Annotated in this window: 11 protein-coding genes; 8 read left to right on the top strand and 3 right to left on the bottom strand. The window is 47.7% G+C overall.

Annotated elements, in window-relative coordinates; translation table 11 throughout:
* The first annotated feature begins 311 nt into the window (after positions 1 to 311).
* The 8 genes from EYB58_RS17530 (at position 312) to EYB58_RS17495 (ending at position 8,183) form a co-directional block, all read left to right on the top strand.
* Entirely contained in the window at positions 312 to 1,142 is an 831-nt protein-coding gene (locus EYB58_RS17530; RefSeq protein WP_111960837.1) for a tyrosine-type recombinase/integrase, read from the top strand.
* A complete protein-coding gene (locus tag EYB58_RS17525) occupies positions 1,142 to 2,380 on the top strand; it encodes an IS91 family transposase (RefSeq protein WP_131072012.1) in 1,239 nt (412 codons plus the stop codon). The genes EYB58_RS17530 and EYB58_RS17525 overlap by 1 nt, the downstream gene beginning before the upstream one ends.
* 610 nt (positions 2,381 to 2,990) lie before the next feature.
* Entirely contained in the window at positions 2,991 to 3,638 is a 648-nt protein-coding gene (locus EYB58_RS17520; RefSeq protein ID WP_111960869.1) for a hypothetical protein, read from the top strand.
* Between the two features lie 677 nt (positions 3,639 to 4,315).
* Positions 4,316 to 4,693 (top strand): hypothetical protein, encoded by a 378-nt coding sequence (locus EYB58_RS17515; protein ID WP_111953187.1) that lies wholly within the window; start codon positions 4,316 to 4,318, stop codon positions 4,691 to 4,693.
* A 254-nt stretch (positions 4,694 to 4,947) separates the two neighbouring features.
* Positions 4,948 to 5,304 (top strand): CHC2 zinc finger domain-containing protein, encoded by a 357-nt coding sequence (locus EYB58_RS17510; RefSeq protein WP_111953189.1) that lies wholly within the window; start codon positions 4,948 to 4,950, stop codon positions 5,302 to 5,304.
* A gap of 2 nt (positions 5,305 to 5,306) precedes the next feature.
* A complete protein-coding gene (locus EYB58_RS17505) occupies positions 5,307 to 5,864 on the top strand; it encodes a DNA methylase (protein ID WP_111953191.1) in 558 nt (185 codons plus the stop codon).
* Positions 5,857 to 7,524 carry an integrase gene (locus EYB58_RS17500; RefSeq protein ID WP_111953193.1) on the top strand — a complete coding sequence of 556 codons (1,668 nt, stop codon included), beginning with the start codon at positions 5,857 to 5,859 and terminating at the stop codon, positions 7,522 to 7,524. The genes EYB58_RS17505 and EYB58_RS17500 overlap by 8 nt, the downstream gene beginning before the upstream one ends.
* Positions 7,521 to 8,183 (top strand): AAA family ATPase, encoded by a 663-nt coding sequence (locus EYB58_RS17495; RefSeq protein ID WP_131071983.1) that lies wholly within the window; start codon positions 7,521 to 7,523, stop codon positions 8,181 to 8,183. Before EYB58_RS17500 ends, EYB58_RS17495 begins: the two co-directional genes overlap by 4 nt.
* Positions 8,184 to 9,430: 1,247 nt before the next feature.
* Here the strand turns inward: EYB58_RS17495 and EYB58_RS17485 are convergent.
* The 3 genes from EYB58_RS17485 to EYB58_RS17475 all read right to left on the bottom strand — a co-directional run bounded on the left by EYB58_RS17485 (position 9,431) and on the right by EYB58_RS17475 (position 21,400).
* Complete coding sequence (locus tag EYB58_RS17485; protein ID WP_131072103.1) at positions 9,431 to 9,718, bottom strand: hypothetical protein; 288 nt, start codon at positions 9,716 to 9,718, stop codon at positions 9,431 to 9,433.
* Positions 9,660 to 9,902: a hypothetical protein gene (locus EYB58_RS23575; RefSeq protein ID WP_207309077.1), complete on the bottom strand. Its 243-nt coding sequence runs from the start codon at positions 9,900 to 9,902 to the stop codon at positions 9,660 to 9,662. Before EYB58_RS23575 ends, EYB58_RS17485 begins: the two co-directional genes overlap by 59 nt.
* Before the next feature lie 662 nt (positions 9,903 to 10,564).
* Positions 10,565 to 21,400, bottom strand: a complete 10,836-nt coding sequence (locus EYB58_RS17475) for a LysM peptidoglycan-binding domain-containing protein (protein ID WP_111960116.1) — start codon at positions 21,398 to 21,400, stop codon at positions 10,565 to 10,567.
* Positions 21,401 to 21,408: the final 8 nt, after the last annotated feature.

Below are 21,408 nucleotides of genomic sequence, written 5' to 3'. Positions count from 1 at the left end.
CTGCGCACATGGTCAGATTTATAAAACTTATTGATGCTCATGTGGTTGACCGCTGGGCAGATAAAAAAATCCTATCCCCAAATCGATATGGCTGAATTGGGGTTCAAGGCTTTGAATAGATAATTGATTGTTAAAATTTAGGAAAAAATAAAATGGAATGTTGAACAAAACCGCTCCGCGGAAAGAAACGCCAACCTGGCATCTTACCCATTGATGGGCCAGTCAGCCGCGACTATACAATATCCCTTTATATTTACCCTGTCTTATTCCATCATTCTCCTGAGTATCCACCCATAATTCAGGAGGAAAAGATGACACAACTTCGCCAACAATTTGATCGACACATGACTCTTCACCGGCTTTCGCCAAAAACAAATGCGGCGTATATGAATGCGGTAAAATTGCTTGCCGCGCACTACAAGCAAGCACCGGATCAACTGACCGATTCCCAGATCCAAGATTATCTCGACTATATTATTGCAGACCGACAACTGGCCTGGAGTAGCTGCAATGTACAGTTCTCAGGGATAAAGAGATTTTACAGGCATGTATTAAAACGGGAGCCCAAGATTTCCATACCGCCCCGGCCTCAGGAAAGGAAAATCTTCATGGCACTGAGCCGGGAAGAAGTGGCGCAAATACTGAATGCCTGCACCAACCCCAAGCATTATGCCCTTCTTCTGGCCACATACAGCGCAGGATTGCGGGTCAGTGAAGTTGTAAAGCTCCAACCGATACACATTGAAAGATCCCGCAAAATGATACGGATAGAGCAAGGTAAAGGCAGAAAAGACCGGTATACAGTCTTGTCAGATACCTTACTAAAGACTCTGGAAGACTACTGGCGGCTTTTTAAACCGAACGAATGGATCTTTTTCGGCAAAACCAGATCAAAACCGATGCCAGTTGAGACAGCTCAGAAAATTTATTACACGGCCAAGTTAGAAGCCGGTGTAAAACGTGGCAAAGGCATACATACCCTTCGTCACTGCTTTGCGACTCACCTTCTCGAACAGGGAACCCGGACACATGTACTTCAGCAGATGCTCGGTCATAAATCCATCAGAACCACGGCAAAGTATCTTCACATCAGCAATGAGGCCATATCCCAAGTTGTCAGCCCGGCTGACGTGGTGCTTTAATGATCGGAGAATGCTGCAATAAAAGCAGCAGACCCGAACATGACATTGCCGATATCTTCAGACACGCTGGGCAACGCTTTTTGGAAACTTTCGGAGCTTCACACGAACAGATAAAGGTCATGAATAAAATCATTACCTGCCGAACAGCTGCTTTAGGAGGCCATATAGACGCTTGCCCTGACTGCGATTTCCAAAAGAACTCCTACAACTCCTGCAGGAACCGGCACTGCCCCAAATGCCAGACCATGACCAAGGAAAAATGGTTAGATAAACGGGTGTCAGAACTATTGCCTGCCACCTATTATCATTTGGTGTTCACACTGCCCCACAACCTGAATCCTATCATCCTCTGTAATATGAAGCCGTTGCTGGACCTGCTGTTCTCCTCGGTAAATCAGACCATTAAACAATTTGCTACCGATCCCCAATGGAGACTCCAGGGGCAGGCTGGCTTTATTGCCGTATTGCATACATGGAACCAGACCATCCTGGACCATTTTCATCTGCACTGCCTTGTTCCCGGCGGTGTGCTGTCAGAAGACAAAACCCAATGGACCCCATCCAAAACGAATTTTCTATTCAAGACAGCCTCCATAGTAAAGGCGTTCAAGGGCATCTACATCAAAGGACTCAAGCAACTATACCAGGACGGGGATCTCAAGTTCCCGGGTAATACGGCCAAGTACGGCACCCGTTCTGGTTTCAACCGCCTGATCAAAATTATCCGGAAAAAGAAATGGTCCGGTTACGCCAAGGCCCCTTGTTCCGGCCCTGAAAAAGTCCTGGAATATTTAGGAAGGTATACCCATAGAGTCGCCATTTCAAATTACCGTATCAAATCCTTTGAAGACGGCAAAGTTGTGTTCACCTGGAAGGACCGGGCTCAAAATGATGCCATAAAAGAGATGACTCTTGATGCTGTGGAGTTCATCAGACGGTTCCTGCTTCATGTGCTACCCAGAGGGTTTAAAAAAATCAGGCACTTTGGTTTTCTATCCCCCCGGTACAAAGCAGTGAACATAAAACTGATCCGAAAATTGACGGGTGATAAGTTCAAAGAGCCAGCACATCCTGAAAATGAGTCAGTAGAAGAAATGATGCACAGACTGACCGGCATTGACATTAAAGCATGCCCCAAATGTGGCAAAGGCCGCCTGACAAGACTTTACGAGTTGCTGCCGGTATATATTGGCTATATTGTCCCAAATAAAAAGGTGGCTGCCTGGGATACTTCTTGACCCTAATCTTTGATCTAAAACAACTTGTGGCAAAGGCAATGGCTTCAGGCCATACCCATGAGGTGCGTCGAAAACCCGGCACAATACAAACAAGTACCGCCTATATCCGTAGAGCAGAATATATGCAGCAGTTCAAAACCGAATCGTTGAGCATTTACCATCAAAATCACACCAAATTATCCTTGCACAGTCTGCCAGCAATCGATATAAACCCCATAGTGAAAACACTCGTTACCGGCCCTGACCACCGGCTCTGTTCAACAACGTTTTATCAATAATCCCGCTCGTTGAAACAACCGGTTCAGCATTACCAAAAGATTTTGGTGGATCTAATTGTCGTGCCTTTTCTGTGGGCGGGACTATATGATAAAACGCTTTTAGTTCACATTGGACACACGGGGGCGGGCTGGCAAATTACCCGATAATATGGTACGGCTGAAGCTTTGCTTCGCTGCCGCAAAACTTCGTTATGTCGGACAAAGCGAAGCAAAGCTTCAGCCGTAGTCAAAGGCGAATTTTCCACCCCACTACCCCGTGGCCATTGAACAAACCAATACACTGGACAAGCCAGTGATTTAAATATTATCTGTTAATGACAAAGGAGGATCAAATGAAGAACAAATTGGTAATATTGGTAATCGCGACTTTTTTATTATTTCCTACTGTATCAGCATTTGCCAAATCATTTCATGGTGTCAGTTACATAATTATAGAAAAATCGAGTATGGGAAGTATTAAATTAAGCATAGATATAAAGCTTGAGCAAAAAGTATCGAAGGATTTTTTACAAAAATTTGCATTAAAGTTACGGCAAGACGAACCTATAAAGTATGACCGTATATTCATCTGTTATTTATTACCAGGCATGACACCGGGTGCAGGTGCATGGGCTACAAGTCATTTTAATCCTAATTTGAAAGTTGAAATTTTGGGAACGACAATAGAAGAAGAAAAAGCATTAATGAGCAAACCCAAAAATTCATCTGCTGAAATAATTGGTGAATGGCTTGATGAGTCTCCTTATGTTGCTGCAAAATATACACTCCTCAAAAAAAATGGCAAAATAATAATGGTTAGTAAATTTAAAGATGGAAGCGGTTCTGAAAAAGAAATGATTCAAAAGAAACAGTCAGGGAAATTACGCTTTGAGGAAAAAGTAGGCAATGATTTTGGAGAATATTACTTAATTGAGAGTAATGGGCGATTAGCCATTTATGATAATTCGGGATTCGGATTTAGCATGCGACCAATTAAATAAAAAATCAGATAACAAGCGAGTGAACCGGACAGCAAGGGTCTCCTTCTTTTTAAAGGTTCAAAAAACTTTTGAATGATGTGCTTTCAATTAATTTTACCCTAACGTTGCATAAAAAAGTTAGTAAATAAGCCTATGACCCTTCCCAATCAAGCTTTTCCAGGTTTTTTGAGCAATTTCCAGGACTTCACTTTTGGTGAGGTCCTGAATTATTCTGAAAAAATGGTTTCCCATAATGATAGCAGCCTTCTTCCTATTTAATGGTGCTTATTTAATGCAACGTTAGGGTATATGCTGAAGCCTCAAAAATTTTGGGAGGTACTGAAGATTTACCGACGTATGGATGCCTAATTGAGTTAACAATCTATTAAACGACATAACCCATCGCTAAAGACGGATCGGGCTAGAGTAGAGCTGCTTTTTCAAAAAAATTATCTAAACTAAAAATATATAGCTTCGTGGCAGGGATTGCTTATCAGCCCGGTGGTAAGATTCAAAAAGTGTAACGCGTACCCCGCAGTTTCATGACGAAATAATGTAACGGGCAGATATCCCGCCGCTATATCCCGCCAATCAAATAAAAAATCATACCCCGCCTATCCCGCCGATAGACCTCGCCGCTGCTTCTTTCAAAATTTGGTACATATAATCTCCCTGATTCAAATTTTGGAGAAGAAATAATGGCAAAGAATTCACGTGGAAGACGACCTTGCTCTATTTGCCGGAAATGGTTCACCCCTGATGTAAGACAAAAAGGGCGGCAGAAAACATGTCGTTCGGCTTGCCAAAAAGAGCTTCATCGAAGGCAATGTGAAAAGTGGAACAGGAAAAACAAAGCTGTTTGCAAAAACAATTATCTGGCAAAAAAACTTGAAGAAGCTGAGGAGCAACAAACATCTGGGAACCTTCCTTCGCTTTCATATCAAAAACAGACAAAACCTGTTTTGCCAATGGAAGTCATTATAGCAGAATACGGGATCAAGCCGGCAATTATCATTCAATATCTGGTTACCCAGGTTATCAGCCATAACAATGAAAAAATACAGGGATTCCCATAAAAGACCCTCTGGCATAAACGACTAATCGAGTATAGATTTTAAGATACATGATTGGAATAACTCATTGTAATATAAAGGGATATTAACAGACTAATCGAGTTTTGATTCTAAGAGACATCATGAGGATAACCAACTGATAATACAAGTAGATATCAACAGAATAATCTCTATCTCAGTTTAAGAGGCAACTGACAGGCGACTCTAACCGGTGATATAAAAAAGCACCTGAAATTTTAAAAATAAGGAGGTGTCTTGTGAAAAACAGATTTTCATCCCGGCAATTATTTGAACTGAGAAACAATATCCCTGTAGATGTGTTGATCAGGGACCATTTACAGATTCTATCCAAGATTAGAGATGGTTATTTTCGTTTTCTATGCCCTTTGTGCAATGAATTTCAAACCGCTGTAAATCCAGCCACGAACCTGGCCAGGTGCTTCAGATGCGAAAAAAATTTTAATACCATTGACCTTGTCATGAAAATCAAGGGCTATGGATTTAGGGATAGTGTCTTGTTTTTGAAACAAATAAATACTGTACCCCAGGTTCAGGCCGCAAAATTGACGGCCCTTGCCGCTATGGTCGGCAGGCCTATGCCGGGAGGGCAGTGAGTATGGAACGGCTGCTTGAGCTTGAAACCCTGATTGGTCGAAATCAAGAATGTTTTTACAAAATCGGCCAAGCCTTGAAAGAAATTCGTGAGAATCGTTTGTACAAGCAGGCTCTGTTTGAGTCATTTGAGGCATATACCAGGGCACGGTGGGATATGGGCAAAGCCCATGCTTACCGGCTGATTCGAGCCTATGAAGTAATTTACAACCTGTCTCCAATTGGAGACAAACTGCCGGCCAACGAATCCCAGATCCGCCCCCTTACTCAAATGGATTCCATAGAACAACGCCGTATCTGGAGGGCGATTATAAACAGTGGCATGGAACTGACCGCACGAAATATCAAAAAATTTATTGAGGACCAGAAAACGGCTCCGGTAAGTAAACCGGATCTGACAGATCGAATTACCCATGAATACATGGCTGTTGTAAAGGCAATGCTTGAACAGGTCCGTGTGGCTCAGCATGATCATTGGCAGAAGACCTCCCGCCAGGCAGCATTGTTGTGGCATCGGGTCATATACGAAAAGATTGTATCAAAGGGGGCAGATAATGGATGACCTGACTATTGATGACCGCTTTCATTTACTGCTGCACAAAAAAATCATGAATAAAACCGGATCTACCAAGAGACGGTCCAAAAAATATTACAAGGACCAGTACAAGAAAACCGGAATTATCCCGGCGCCCCTTTTACTGGTTGAAAAAGGAATTATGGAAGGCCGTAAGTGCAGCGGACGGCCCAGAGCAATAGATGAGCAAACCAAAAGACGGTTTATTGAGATGGTCAAGGCGTCATGCGACCCCTCATCCCAGGGATTCATTTTTATCACCCGGAAAGCCAGAACCATTAAAAATTATCATCACTGGCTTGAACAAGAGCTGGGCAGAACCATCAGTCTTCCGGCACTTCGGCGATGTGTCAAAAGGGAAAATCTCAAATTTTACCTGGAAAAAGAGGATAAGCAGGATCAGGTCCCGGTAATGCATGCCTTCAAGTCGGTGCCGGTATTTGCTTTGATCCAGGTTGACGGCTGTAAATTTCAATATTTAAGGATCAGAGATGAACACGGTAACTGGCAAAAACCACAGGTAATTGAAATATTTGATACCGCTTCCAGGAAAATGTTTATTCTGGACTTTTATTTTACCGAAAGCAGCCTGAACTCTGTGGATCTTTTTACCCGTTTTTTGTTGAGTACCCCTTTGCCTTTGCAAAAAATTGGTATCAGACCTGACCAGGCAAAAGGATTTTTAAATCTAAAACGCCCCATCAATGCCATTAACCTGAAGCATTCTACACCGCAAGGCTTCTATTTGGCACCGGATTTTTCAAAGGCGTATTCACCCAAAGATAAGGCACATCTAGAATCTTCACACCGGAGCCTGCACAATTTTGAAATACGTATTATCAAAGCCTTTGAGGACAGGATTGTGAAAACCGTTACCGAATATGACTTCAAGCGGGGAAGAAAGGAAAAAATTACTGTAACCCTTCTTGATATAAGCCTTCAGGAACTAAGGAGCAGCACTATGCTCAGCGAATATCGTAACGAACATAATCATACACAACATTATTTTACCGAAGACGGGGTGGTCAGTGCCTGGGTGCCGGCACAGAAATTTGATGATTTTTTATCAAACCAGGCAGATACCCTGAATTTTACCCCGGACCAGGTTCAGGAATATATGAAATACGGCTACAGGAAAATCAAAGCCACCGTATCCAAAACCAGGACCATCCGCCATGACAAGCGCGATTATTATGTGACCCGTGGTGCAGATAAGTTCAGCAAACATAAAAGCACACCGGTGAAAATATCCAAATACAAGGACAAGCTTTTTATTTTTGAGCAGGGTGAAGACGGTATACTGTTGGGCGAAGCCATTGCAAAAAAGCCGTTTGACAGACCGCCGGCACCAGAACCTTCGCCTGTGCCGCCTGATGAACTTGACACCATTATCGCTCTTTTAGAAAAGCACAATATGGCCGTTGACCGGCCTGTTTTAGTCGACGTTTTTCATAAGGGCCTCACCCTGGCCCGGGCGGAACAAGTGCTTGATCATAATCAATCAAGGTACGCGGATTACACAAAAAAGATAAACCAGCCGGATGACCGTAAAAATCAGGCCCTGTTCAATGCATTTATGCTTGATTGCCAAAAATCGTTAAATACGAACCATGTAGCCATTTATGCATCCCATGGAGACATAACATGAAAGAGGATTTTATCAGTGATAAACGAAGGGTCTCATACTTGGCTGCCACTTATAACCGGATCTACAGAGGCCAAAGCGTGCTCATGGAGGGTGATTTTGGTGCAGGAAAAACTCGGTTTTTAAAATTGCTGCATCCCAAAAAGCTCCATGCTGTATGGGTTGAGTCTCTGTTCAACATACATGAAACCCTGGCCGCGATACTTAAGGAATTAAATTATGAGGCCACCGCCACCTACCGCCGAACTCCCCAGTACCTGAAAATGATCTGTAATCTCTCCAATTGTTTTATCATTATAGATGAGGCCAATGACTTGGACACCCGGGTTTGGCCATATCTTAAACGGATTATTGATGCCGGGGTTCCCATCGTATTTGCAGGACTTCCGAATGTGAGAACTTATTTGAGCCGGAACCATCCTGATATACTCAGCCGGTTGAAAACCCTGATTTTGTATCCCATAGAGGTCGAGGACTTCATTGAAAAATACAAAGATATCCAGCAGGAAGCCGTTGAACAGATTTATATGTCCGTTAAGGGCGATATGCGCAAATTTAAAGAAATCTGTACAGACTGCCGGGACAGGGCAAAGGAGTTAAACCACCAATTTGTTGATATTAATCTTGCCCTGGAATTTATATCAGATCTCCCTCCTCAATAATCCTTACCACAACTTATCTGCATTAACAGGCCATCCTTGGTATAATCCGAGGTTGGCCTGCCTGTATTTTATCCTCATATGTTTTGACGCCGATTTCTGTTTGATTCATTTTTGAAAAACGCCAAACCACAGATCATTATTGAATTTTTCTTACGCCGTTACATTATTTTGTAACTCTGCTTTTATTGGTGTTTCGCTACAACAAGTTTAAATCAAAAACAAATTTGACATTTTTGTTAGAATCTTAAATCCATAATACCGTTACATTATTTGAATCTCATCAGCCCGGCCCCTTAGCTCAACCGTTATGCGTAAAAGGAGCAGTCATGGAATTTGTAGCTATTGATGTGGAAACTGCAAATGCTGATATGGCTTCAATATGCCAAATCGGCCTTGCCAAATTCAAAGATTGATGGACATAGGGTCGGGCCACGCCAACCAATTGAAATAAAATAACATTACGTCTAAAACATACGAATTTCGGGTCTATATCAGGCTTTTCGAGACCCAAAAGAGTGATATAGAAAAAAGTGGAAACAAAAAACAATCCCCAAACCACTAAAAAGCTGAAAATAAGCCGCAAATTTAGGAATGTTAGGCGACACATATGTCTATTATGTGTCACCGATAACCTTCTGAATAAAGGCGTTGACTACTTCTGATATTGATAATGTCAGTTCAAATATTATTAACGTATAAACAGAGCCCAGATTAAATTATTCCGAGCCGCTACACTTACTCATTCTCCTATTCAAGTCGTTGTTGAATCCAAGAGGAATAGTTCGTATTATTTTCCGGTCCGGCTCCGGTCCTTTAGAAATGATTTTTGGAAAGCTGAGAAAGAATCGAATCTTATTTTGGATTATGTTGTTTCTGTTTCGAGTGACGCAAAATTGATTTTTTCACACATCGTTTCGAACTGTTTTGTAAAATGAAAAAATGCTTGAAAATGAAGTTCTGAAATGAAAAATTCGTTATCGAAAAGAATGTTAGGATCATGTTCTTCTAATCCGTAGGCCACAGGTTCGAATCCTGTCGGGCGCACCATTTACCACTTAGGCTCTCAGGGGATTTTCTTGAGGGCTTTTTTTGTGCCTCCGGTCCTCTTCCGGTCTTTTGGGGATTTTTGTTGTTTCAATTGGGGATACATGTCAAGTTCGCAGAAAGCAGGAACCCCAAAAATGACGTTGAGACTCCCCTTTTTCATGAACGAGATTGAAACGGATTCAATCTTACTCTAACGTTCCTTATTCACCCAGAATTTGGATTATCGAGATATTGTTTATCGGTACAATACGTTTTTTGATATGAATTGAAAAGAAAATGTATTTCCTTGCTTTTACATTTTCCAATACCAGATGCGTCCCTGTTTCCGACAAGCCAGTAACATCCGCTTTAAAAAACGACTTGGTATTCAGTACAGAATCTTTTTCCTTGAATACCAGTTTGACCTTTTTACCCACCAGATTAAGGTAGTCACCAACTTTTTCCAGTTTGAGCAGACCGCCTATTTTGAATTGCGCTTTGTTTGTCATTAAACCCTTTGTTTTTCGTTTTCTTCTTTGGTTTCATGGCTTCACGTTCTGCTTTAATGCGGTCAAGAAGGACTAATGCTGGTTCATCTGTTGGATCTTGGGGAACAAGTCCTCCACGAAAAGCTTTAGTTAGTATCTGCTGATTTTCTATTTTTGTCGATCCCAAAGAAACCTGTTGAACCATCGTATTCTATTATACAAACATTTGAATTTAACCATATTACGTTTGCAATGCTGTAAACAGAGGCCCTACTCTAATATATTGTGGTGGGTCTAAAAACCCAAAATATGGGCGCTTATAGACAATATAGTCGCCTTTATGCTTGAATTATTCCAGCCTTGAACAGATAAGATTATATTTGATATTCGTAATAATTTTAGAGTCTGCCATCGTTAGGGATTGGATAATTATTTGGGCTACCGGTTTAAGGCGGGACAGTTTGAACCATTTGAAGAGAATCTTCCAGCACGTTAATCTAAAAGAAGAGGGCCTTCCAGAAGAACTTTTTCCTACAGGGGTTTCCCGGCTTAAACCGGTAGCCATTATTTGTAACTCTGACAATTGGTCCAACATTACTTCTTCCAGTCCTGCCTTTTTGGAAATTATAGCCGGTCACCTTTCATACCATTATTCAACTCTTAGGAAAAATTCAGATTTATAGGAATAAGGCACTGGGCAATGAATGTTATATTAGTCGCCTTTCAAAACGAAACTTATCCACTAATACGTTGACAGTAATTTTCATACATCCAGTGCCGCTGGTGGTAAAGCGCCTCAATGATCAATAGTGAAGCAAATCAAGAAGGGCCGTGACACCTGTTCGACGAGTTGTGTTAATGACATTATTAATGACCTGATACCTGAGTATTTTTATTTCCCTGATGGCTCACAAGGGCGGCCGGAATCGTCAAGTTTCGGACTTGCAAAATTGGCATATCATTTTTTCCCGAGTCGGAAAAAACGGATAACTGAAAGGAGAACGCCGAACTCGTTCCTACGACCGGATATGCTGTATCAAACCAATGCTGCACCGCAGTCGCTACGGCGGTGACGAAGGGTGGTGAGATCTTGCCCTCTGTGTTGGTGGGAGGCAGCAAACTAAGCGGCAGGATCGTGCACGGTAGATCTGCGACCAATTCCGCTGTTCGATAGCTGTATCGCGCCTCGAGCTTGATGAGTATCGATTGGGTAAACGGTATGGTTGTATCGGGTGTCAGCAACAAGGTAAAAAAGTTGGAAAGCCATGTTTTCATTGATTCCGGCTTATTCCCTGTGCCGAGAGGAAACGATGGATAGACAAGAAGCGGTCTCATAGGATCGGCGAATCGAACCTCGTCGGAAAGGAAGGTAAATTCCTTCGAGGTTTCCGGCCCCCCTTCGGGAGACAGGCGTTGGTTGCGGGTTACTTGCACTGCGGACCATCCGCTTTGCAGTGCAAAGAGGTCCAGCCTGGGAAACTGGATGGTGCGCTTCGCTATAGTCAATGCCTTGTCATAGCTCAGGTACGTTGGTTCTTCTCCGTTGTCGTCTTTGAGACGATACTGGTAGGTCGCAAAACCCGCTTCAGTAGACGACACCAGTTCGGCGTCGTAGTTTTTCGGGTCAACCTCCACGTGGGCCACTGGTAAAAAGTTGGTGGCGCTTTTATTGTCCAGGGTAAACGAAAGCGGCACAACTTCGACGATTGCCCGATTGTCAGCATCGGTGCTTTCATTCAATCCGACTTCAAACTGATAGACTACCCGCGGTGCTGACTCGTCTTCTGCCATTTTTATAGAGGAATTCACCCACGCTTTGTATTTATCAGTAACGTTTTTAACAACGTTATCCAGAGCGGCTAACGCGTATTGGGCGTCGAGCATCTCTTGCGCGGTCGGATCGCTGTCACCGTTTAACGGACGCAGGTAGGTATCCAGATCCTGCGCCACAGCGGGGTAGATCGCCTGGAATTGAGCCAATGCTCTGTAAAGCTCCTCGGCGGTTGATTTACTCGAGGCGTTCAATATATCTTTTGTATCTGGCGGTCGGTTGAATTCAACGGTGACCAACATCCGGTCCTGGGCGGCTCGGCTGCCCAAGTAGCTGAACTCATACGACCAACGTCGCAGATCACTCGCCTCGGCGCCATCGGAAACTGCGGCATACCCGTCTTTACTTGTCTTAATCGGTGACCCGCTCTGCGCCACCATAGTTGGAGGCGTAGGCAGGGCCCGCAAGAGAATGGGAAAGGTGAAATCCTTTCCTGCATCGCCGATGTGACGTTTATACGGCCCAGTCAGAAACGATATCCAATTCGATTGCTCGTATTTTTTTATCCCCGACACATTGCGTATATCAAACTCCAAATGGGTCAATGAATATGCGAGATCCATTGTGACGAATGCACCCCGGGTTGCGTGTCGGGAATCAAAAAGAAATGCCAAGGCGCTGTTACCTTCCTCGGTAGATTTGGTCAACGGGACTTTGGCAGTGGAGAATGAGTAGTTGTTTTTTTTCTGTTCCGGATCCTTTACCGTTGTGGCTTGAGGTTGCCCATAGAATCTCGGCGGACTCACCACATCTTTATTCAATGATTTGTCGTACTTGGCGCCGGTCACCGGAAAAACCGAAATCGACGTGAGGGTGTTTGCGGTGGACAGTTTGCCAAGGAGTGCCTGCTTGAATTTCTCTGCCGCTGCCCTCTTAAGGTGAGAATTGTCACTGGAATTAGCATATATTGACAACAACGTTGTCGCCATCGACTCGGCCAGGTCTGCTTTATAGTCAAGCATTTTGGCCAAGTAACCTTTATTTCCCGAAGCATTCGCGCCGTCGTCCAGATTCAACAATTTATCAAAAACAAAGACAGAGGTTGTGTAGGGTGGCGTTAAAAAAGTATCCACCGCTGTTAGAAAGTCCGCATACCACTGATTCGGGTCGACTCCGCTGAATGAAATCCTCTGCGGGTTCCCGGCGGGGAACGGTTGACCGGTTTCGTAAGGTGCAATATCGGCATTGAAAGTCTTTAAAGCGGTGGCCACCAGCCTCGGCGCATAGTGGAGCGGATTGGCGCCGATGGTAAAGTCAAGACCACTGGCGCTGGTGGCGCCCGAAAGGCTCATCCGAACAGCCCAGAGACTGGGTGTTCTTGATTGAACGGTGCTGGCCGGATCGACGGAACCGACACCAATACGTAGGCACCAGTCATCGGTGGCAAACACGGACTCCATCCCTCTCGCGAAAGGAACGAGGGAGGGGGTCGTGTCAGTGTCTTGATCAATCACATCGCTTTGCACCGTTGAAGCGGGCGCTTCGGTAACGGCAGGAATAATAGATTCGACCCGGAGGCCGAGATTCCCAAGACCTCGCAATGCCGGGTCGCACAAGAGGCCCTGTCGTTCCAAAACCAATGCTACCGACACTTGAATGATATCGTCGTCCGACACGTCCTTGAGCTGAACCGAAGCGGTGAGGACGGCAGACGGCGCTTCGACAGGAGTGCCAGCGGCGACAATCGCCTGTAGGTAGAGAACGCACTGTTCGACATAGTTGACGAGTGACGAGTGCAACCCTTCCGGTTGAGAACCGGTCCTATCTGAAAGCAGAGTGTTGACCAATCGAATCGACACCGCGTTGCCGCTCAATCCGGGAACTCCAGCAGCATCATAATTTTGGGTTAATTGATAGAAGACACGCGTGTACACGGCCAGGTCCGCTTTGGCGTTCTGCAGCCATATGGGCTCATCAGCGCCGTGGCGAGTCGCGTTCAATCGTCTGAGGGCAAATGTGTTCGTGTCGTTCGGCAAGTATGGTTTAACGTTGAGGGTAAAGTTAACCACGAGTTCGGGCAACCCCTTGGTTCCTTGGTAACGGTAGCCCGTCTCTGTATTGCTCCACTGCTCGATCGGGATAAGGGTATCTGTGTACAGAATCGGCATCGGAAACCCGCTGTACGGAGGGGGATCGCCTGGCTGCGGAAAGGATAACGGATTCGGGATCTGATTGCCGAAAAGGTCTTGCCATGACAGATTGAACTGAAGGATGCCTCCAACTCCTCTGTAGGGATTGTCGTCCGGTTGAGGTAAAATGGCGCTTTCAGGAACGACCGCCGCATTGAGTGTAGCGAAGGCATTATTGGCAGCTACTGCTTGCTGATAAAGAAAATGGCTGTCCTGTGACGCTCTAAAACTGCGGCTCAAGCGTCGAGGCTTCGGATATTCTCTGTTCAAGCTGCTCTTGAGCATCCGTGCCTCTGTCCCGTTTGGCTCATGATGCGTATCGTCCATATCCTGGGGGCCAAAAGATGCCGTATTGGGGCTTCGGTTGTAGAAGGCATTCTCTCTGATATTGGTCGACAGCAACTGGTAGAGTTGCAACAACTCGTTGATCGGGTAGGTGTCGGAATGAGAGGGATCCGGTTCAAAACCCCGCTCGCGAAGTACTGACATACCGGTGTTCCCACACCCCAGATTCTGTTGAGCGTCGAAAACAACAGTATCAATGGTAAGTACAGCGCCGGCAGGGAACAGCCTGGCCACATTGCGAGCCTGGTATCCCAACGCATCGTTGGAAATGCCGTAGTAATCGCCGAGAGCAGCGAAGGAAGCCCCGGGTGCAGCGGCAGGTTCGACGCGGTAATTAAAAGCGGGGATTCGAAAAACCGAAAGTGATTCTACCTTGGTTCCTGGATTGTAGTCGAGTATATCCTGTTTCGTTATCGGTTCGATAGCACCCTCCGAATAATAATCGGCAAGCATCTGAATCGGATCTTTGCCACCTGCGCAATCGTCGGGCGTCAATTCCCGATAAAGTCCGGCTATCGGAATAACAGCACCCGAGGCAAACATAACTGTCCTGTTGGATCGAGCGAGGGCGCCGAGGTTGACCCCATAGCACGCAGACAATTCATCCAAGGTCTCGGTTCCCAAAAGTGGTTTTCCCACGGCCGGATCCGACACCCCCTCAAGCGCGACGATTGATCGTTCCGGGTCTATTGTATCTACGGTGACTAAGGCGTTACAGAAATCAAAAACACGCTGCCCTACCGGCGACGCCTCGTTCCGGGCGAGGGTAATCACTATCGTCAGCACCGCTATCCCGCTGTCATCAAATATGCCAGGCGGCAGACCATCGCCTTCTTTAAAGGATTGATAGTAGAGATAGTAGCCGCCCTGATTGACGGTAGAAAGCTCCCACATCAATTTGACGAAGTCGGTCGGACTATTTGCAATGCCGGATACTTTTTCATCTTTAGCCGCGTCCTTTGCGGCAAACAGAATCGGCGGCGGGTTTGTCTCTGTCGAGAGGTTCGATTGTACAATAAATGAAAGAAACTCACTTTTTCCGCGGTTCATCAGGCCGTTACTACCGTCACTTTCATCATTGTAGAGTAGAAAAATGTCGCTCAGCGTCTTTTCTCCCAAGCTGTCGATGGCGGTCAGCATTCGTTGCAACAAAATTGCATCGGCCGGACTCGGGCCCACCAGTTCATAGGCAAAGGGCGCCAGCGCTCGTGCGTTGCTTCCGTCATTGCCGGGTCCCGGGGGTACGATGTCATTGGCATCCGGCAACGGCGGCGCGAGATCATCGAGTTGAGCGAGACGTTTGACCCGGAAATCAATTCGGGTGGCAAGGGTGTACCCTTTTATCGGCAGATATCCGGTTGTGGAAGAGGCCGGATCGGTAACGCTGACCACCGGAAACATGAGCGGCAGGTAGGGGGTCATATCGGCGACATTCGCACAAAGTGCGGTCAACCTTTTCTGACGGTCGGCAAGAGATGTCATCAGGCCGCTTGACAGTGCCCAAAGATAGGGTTGCCCTTGGGGCGCGTTTTCCGTGGCGGCGGCGGCAGCATCCGATCCGGACGGGATGGCGGTAACCCGCGCCAACTCGGCGACGTTGGAGCCGGTCCACGGGGAGCGAGAAGCCATGGTAAATTTTCGGGGCGACAACACCATCCCCGGTTCACGGTTGATGGTAGTTTTCGGCTTGTAACCGTTGTTCTTGGCCCACGTTGTAACGGCATTTGCCAAATTGATCTGGTCAGAGATGTCAAAGTTCACACCTGCGCCATCGTTGAAGGTGAGCCATGAGGGACCGGTGGCATCGGAAAATGTGAGCGACACGGTCGTTCCATTGGCGGAAAGTGGAAATTGCTGCCCAGTGAGCTGGTATAAGCCATAGGCGCTCTGAGTATCGGGCCAGTAGGGTGAACCGTAAAGAAATCCGGTTGAAAGCGCCAAGCCTCTATCATTCGGCAGGCGCATGCCATGCATCATAAAGCGCGAGGCAATGCCGGCAATCTGTCCGAGGGTATCGGTTCTAAGGATGACATCCCAGATATCATCAACGTCCAACGTGGTAAGATTGACAATAGCAAAACGGAGATTCCCATCCATGGAAAAGAGTCCGGCCGCTGAAAGGTTTTCTTCCACGCTCAGGAAGGCATCCAATGGCGAGGCGAACCGTTCCAGGACTGATTGGAGCGTATCTGAGTCACCGCTCGCAGTTGTGTAAGAAATGGGCGAAATCGGCAGAACGATTCCAGGCGCCAACACCCCCTCAATACCATAGAGCGTTGTCTCTTCCGACAAAGCGTCGATGGTAATGCCGAAAGCTTCCGCCAACGAGTTGAACGAGTCCCCCGGTTTTGTGGTGTAGATCATGGATACGCCGCCTACTTTCAGCTCAATCTTTTTCCCGGCAAGAATTAGGTTGTTTTGGTTCGCGTTCCAGGTGATCAGGCTTGCCACCGTTGTTGTCCACCGTTTATCCGAAGCCGCGTCATCGCTGTAGCGAGAAGCGACGGCGCTCAACGTGTCGGACGCTTGAATCGTATGGTGAACGTCTCCGATAACGATTTTCTTGTTGGCGGCGAGGGGATAGCTCATGTTGCCGCCGACTACATCCTCGGGAGTCAGGTCCACGTTTCCGAGATCCCGGCCCCATGAAAGAATATCATTGATCGACTCCATGCCTTTCAACGGGTAGGCGTAGTCGTCAAAAGCGTCAATGGCCGATTGGACCAATTGCCGGGCCAGTAAAACAAAGTAGTTGACGTATACCAGATCGGCCATGGGTTCAGCGTTTCCGCCGGGAGCGGCCTTGACCGACAATTTGTCTTTTTTACCCTCGGCCTCGACATTCGCGGCCACCGATGCAAACAGGAGTCGCACCGCCTCTTGATAAGCATCGTCCGCTGTAGTGTATTGACCGAACCAAAGATTGACGGTAGGGGGCTCGACGCCGTTCGGATTGGGAACAGTCATCTTAAAGAAAGAAAACGCCGGAAAAATTACCGACCCGTCAGCCAACGCCTTCTGACTTTCTACTGTCGGACCGCTGATGGTAACATCGCAGTTGTCGGCGAAGAAGGTGTTGAGATCATAGGCCGAAAAAGGCTGATTTAACGGATCGGAGAGGAGAGCAAGCATCGCTTCGAGGTGAACCCTTGTAGTTGTAGCTTCACCTGCCGTTGGAAGCGGCCCTGCGTATTCCGTCTCCTCTATGTGGTTGACGAGCCAACCAAAGAACGCCTTATTGAGTTTGCCGAAGGATGTGTTGGCACCGGAGCCGGAGCTTGTGGCAACCGGAGCGTCAATGGCGAATAGAAGAACGCCTGCTCCCTCCTGAGCATCATATCCCGAGTTTTCCGGAGCGATAACTGAGAACTTGGTAAAGGCGGTGGCTGCCACGGAAACTCTTGGCGCCGTGGCCAAACTGCGTTTCGTTGCCCCGGAAAAATTGAGCCGAAGCGGCGGTCCCGCCAATGCCAAATCACCAAGCCGAAGGCGCTGCACGGAGGCGCCGTCGTACCATGGAGAGAGATTTCGCTGGTCGCTTCCGATGGTCAGTGTTTCGGTGATGGTTAGCTTGAACGAAAACGATATGGTGATTTTGAACACACCAAGGTTGATGTTAACCGAGGCGCTAACACTGACCCGGGCCGTCAGCGACAGAGGAATGGCGCAGTATGACTCGTAAACAATCTTCATGTACACTTCCACGGTCAGGTTGACATTGGCAAAGATAATACCGAAGTCGACCGTTCCGTAGAGTTTGCCAATGATCCCAAAAGTTCCCGCCAGTTTGAAATAGTAGTCTCCCTGGACGAGCCCCTTCTCCTGCGGTTCGCCTGACTTTTCGTAGGGGTGCCAGGCGGCAATGGTTCCTTCGATAATACCGAAAATCGTAATGGAAAAGCCGGCTTTGAAAACACCTTTGTCGATGTAACGCCCGAGGCCGATTTGAGCGCCGAGTCCGAAGAGAATCACGGAACTGAACGCCCCCTTCGTGGTTTGAGGAATCCCTTTTGCCGTGGCGTTCGATAGCTTGCCGAAATAGAGCCCGCCGGAACCGAGCACCGGCACGCCGTAGATAATAGCCTGAAAGGTAAACGACCGACTGAAATTGTTATTGTGAGGGAAGCCGAGATCGATCAGAAAGTCACCGTTGGTATAAATCTGGATGCCGATGGAGGGGAGTACGACCGAAACGGCACCAAAATCGAGGTTGCGCAGAATCGACGGAAACGTAAAATCGATCTGGTACAACCCGATGTCGTCGGTGACTTTTTTGTATAAAATGTCAATGGCGAGACCGGCCAGCGCCTTGGCCTTCTCCCCTGCCATTTCAATCCGTAGACCATACATGTCCGGATCGTTGAAAACGATCATCATATCAAGCGTAAATTGTCTCGGCTTGAAACCGGGAATCTCGAGGATTCCAAAATGCATGGCGGCCAACCAGTTACTCGATTGGTGATAGTAGGGTTGCCCTGTGACTTGTTTGGACGGGTCGAAGGGAAGATCTTTTCCGCTGCTGGCAGGGACTTTTTCAAGCGCGGCAATCACTGCCTTGGTCGTCCGCATGTCGGACCCGGGATCGTAGATGGCCACTCGCTGTCCCAGAGCCAACAGGCGCAGGTCGAACAGCTTGTTCCCCTGTCCCGGCACGGACGGCATATTTTGGACATCCTGCCCCTTGCCGTCGTTTTGACTCGAATTGAAAAGCGGAGAATTCTTGACGCCGGGGATATCGGTGACGCCGTCGATGAGGAGCGTGGTCGAACCGTCGATCTGCCGGAGCTTGAATCCCTTGATGGTCATAAATCCCAGGTTGAGGGAAGAGGGAAGCGCATAATTGCACGAGACGCGGCTGACAAAGGGCTTGATCTCGTCCTTTTTCAGATCGAAAGAGAGGGAGAGTCCACTCAACGATATTTTGTTGAGCAGATCCCAGGGAGAGGCGAGCGTGAAGTAGGGGTCTGCCACCATCTGAACCATAGACTCGATGAGCTGTCCTAAAGTCCACCCGGTCAGCGAGAAAGTGACTTGCTGTTCTACAAAATCGTAGGCTGCCCGAAAACCGTTCCATGCCATCCAGAGTGTCTTGCTGTCTCCCGTTGCAGCTGCCTCGGCCAGCTCAGTGGTCAGCGGCAACCGCAGAGTTGAGCTGCCGCTGTCGGCATCGGACGGTCCGAACCGATAGCCGATCTCCACTGATCCGATGAGATCGATTTCGAGGGTGCCGATGACCCATCCGGCGAACCGCTGATCGACAGGAGTTATGGCGCGATTGCCGTCGTAGTTCAACCCCATGTCGGCGGTTATTTTCACCGGTATCTCCGGCGTCAAAGGAAATTCCCACCGCAGCTTTCCCGAGATCAGGTACGAAGATTTGGGTTGGGCGTTTTCGGTTGAGGCCAAAGCAGCGCTGAGATGTCGATGTGCGCTGCGAAGAGGCTGGCGTAGCGGCGTGCGCCAGCTGGCAACCGCCGATCGTGCGCGGCCGGACCCAAGTTGATTAGCTGTTTGACTCTTTTTCACAACAGGAACTGTTGCTTCAAGATTAAATGCTTCCACCGTCAGTTTTCCAGGCAGGAACTCGGGAAGACCGTACGCCTCGAAAAACTGATTGGTCAACTCGATCAGGTCAATGTTGTTCGCCAACGAGGTTTTCATCTTCCAGGTAGGAGGATCGCCGGCTTCGTCGTAGTTTACACCGATATTCAAAGAGACCGGTCCGACAATGGCCACACCATCAATGGCGCCTGTGTAGACCGTTGCTGCGTTGTCGGACGGATCCTTTTTAGCCGGCGTCACGGCGGCCAGCTGGAATGTCATTCCGACCAGTTGCACCAGCGGCTTGCCGTCATACGAGATGAACGGAATATCGATTTCCGCGTCGACGGTGAAGCCGAAGCTGTAGCTTTTTTGAGAAGGCGAGATGGTGGTGTATATATCTGAAAAGGAAGCGGACACCCCTTCCGGCATGCCGACCGCACCGCCGGTGATGCCGCTCAAAATATCGTCAAGAGACGCGGTTCCGTCAAACCGACCCTCCATGTTCAGATCCTGGTCGATCAGCACGGAAAACTCACCGCCGTCATCCCCGTTCTTTTGTTTAAAAATTGTGGGAAACAGAGTGAAAATTGTTTCAAACGAGACCATGCTTTGGCGGGTCTTTGCATCGAGTGGATTGAGCATCCGCCAGTTGAGGGCGAACGATTTTATCTCGAATGGTTGACTGTTGCCCGGGTCGGTGAACAGTGGGGGCGGTCCACCGTCGCTGCCGATAACCAGACCGATGGAATCGGGATAGGCCACGCCGATTCGTCCGGCCATGGTAAAGCCGAGCATCTCCACTGCAGATAGATATTGCTGCAGGACAGGCGGCGTCTGACTGAAGTACGACTGCCCCGCCATGAGAGAAACGATGGCCGTCGGTGTAATCCGATGGTCGTCGTCAACCCGCGCGACAGAGAACTGGTAGTAAGAGTTCGCCTTGCTCTTTTTCGGATCGACCGGCAGGCCGACCTGGGCGGCGAGCAGCATTGGAACCTCGATACCATCCATTCCGACGAGCGTCATCTCAAGGGCAAATCCAAAGGCCGGTCTTTGATCGTAGAATGTTTTTCCATCGTCGTCTTTTTCTTCCGATGTCGTTACCACAATGGAGAGCCGAGGCTTGCTCACCTTTAGGAATAGCAGCGCAAGCGGGCTCGATTCCGGAATGAAGGCGGTGTAGTCGAAATCAGGGTAGAGGATGACGCTCTCCTCTTCAGGCGGCGTTGGGGAATCGACGCCGAGAGCTTTGTTCAAAACGATGGGACCGGATGCCGGCAGATTCCCCGATGGATAGCTGAAACCACTTACAAGAGAAAACAACAGCTTGGCCGAGTCGGGAACGCCCATCTCTCCGTAAATGTTTTGGCCTTTGATAACCGGCAGGTTGGTTTTAAGTCGTTCAATCTTGTCAGCGTCAGCCGTGGTGAAATAGAACAACTGCTTGTTTTCAAGCAACCATGAAAGCGGCCAGCCGGCGGCGGCCATGTAGGTAAACAATGTGCCGAGATTCCATCCGTCCGGAGGCGTGACATCGATCCCGAGGGTCGGGGTTCCCCCGGTGCCGATCCCTTCGATGACGGCACTCGCGGCGTTGTCGCCGGAGTTGAGGAAAATCAGGGTGACGCCAGTGACGCTGAAACGATTGTCGATGACCTCCGATACATTCTGTCGGTCATAATTAACCACCAATCCGGCGGCGGACTCGGGTAGACGATAAGCGGCCTTGATGGTATCGTCAAATCCTTCCGGCGGCGTGACGCCGGCGGCCGTCCAGAAGGCGGCGTTGATGGTCACTGGCCCTGAAGGCGCATTGGCGAATCCGTCACGTATTTTTTTTAATTGCTGATCCATGATTTGGT

The sequence above is a fragment of the Desulfobacter hydrogenophilus genome, assembly GCF_004319545.1.
In the GTDB taxonomy this organism is placed as follows: Bacteria; Desulfobacterota; Desulfobacteria; order Desulfobacterales; family Desulfobacteraceae; genus Desulfobacter; species Desulfobacter hydrogenophilus.
Note: the sequence above shows the minus strand (reverse complement) of the source record. Positions and strands in the feature narration are given on the sequence as shown.

Coding starts and splice junctions, on each gene's coding strand:
- EYB58_RS17530 (WP_111960837.1), top strand. CDS start 312: ATGACACAACTTCGCCAACAATTTGATCGACACATGACTCTTCACCGG.
- EYB58_RS17525 (WP_131072012.1), top strand. CDS start 1,142: ATGATCGGAGAATGCTGCAATAAAAGCAGCAGACCCGAACATGACATT.
- EYB58_RS17520 (WP_111960869.1), top strand. CDS start 2,991: ATGAAGAACAAATTGGTAATATTGGTAATCGCGACTTTTTTATTATTT.
- EYB58_RS17515 (WP_111953187.1), top strand. CDS start 4,316: ATGGCAAAGAATTCACGTGGAAGACGACCTTGCTCTATTTGCCGGAAA.
- EYB58_RS17505 (WP_111953191.1), top strand. CDS start 5,307: ATGGAACGGCTGCTTGAGCTTGAAACCCTGATTGGTCGAAATCAAGAA.
- EYB58_RS17500 (WP_111953193.1), top strand. CDS start 5,857: ATGGATGACCTGACTATTGATGACCGCTTTCATTTACTGCTGCACAAA.
- EYB58_RS17495 (WP_131071983.1), top strand. CDS start 7,521: ATGAAAGAGGATTTTATCAGTGATAAACGAAGGGTCTCATACTTGGCT.
- EYB58_RS17485 (WP_131072103.1), bottom strand. CDS start 9,718: ATGACAAACAAAGCGCAATTCAAAATAGGCGGTCTGCTCAAACTGGAA.
- EYB58_RS23575 (WP_207309077.1), bottom strand. CDS start 9,902: ATGGTTCAACAGGTTTCTTTGGGATCGACAAAAATAGAAAATCAGCAG.
- EYB58_RS17475 (WP_111960116.1), bottom strand. CDS start 21,400: ATGGATCAGCAATTAAAAAAAATACGTGACGGATTCGCCAATGCGCCT.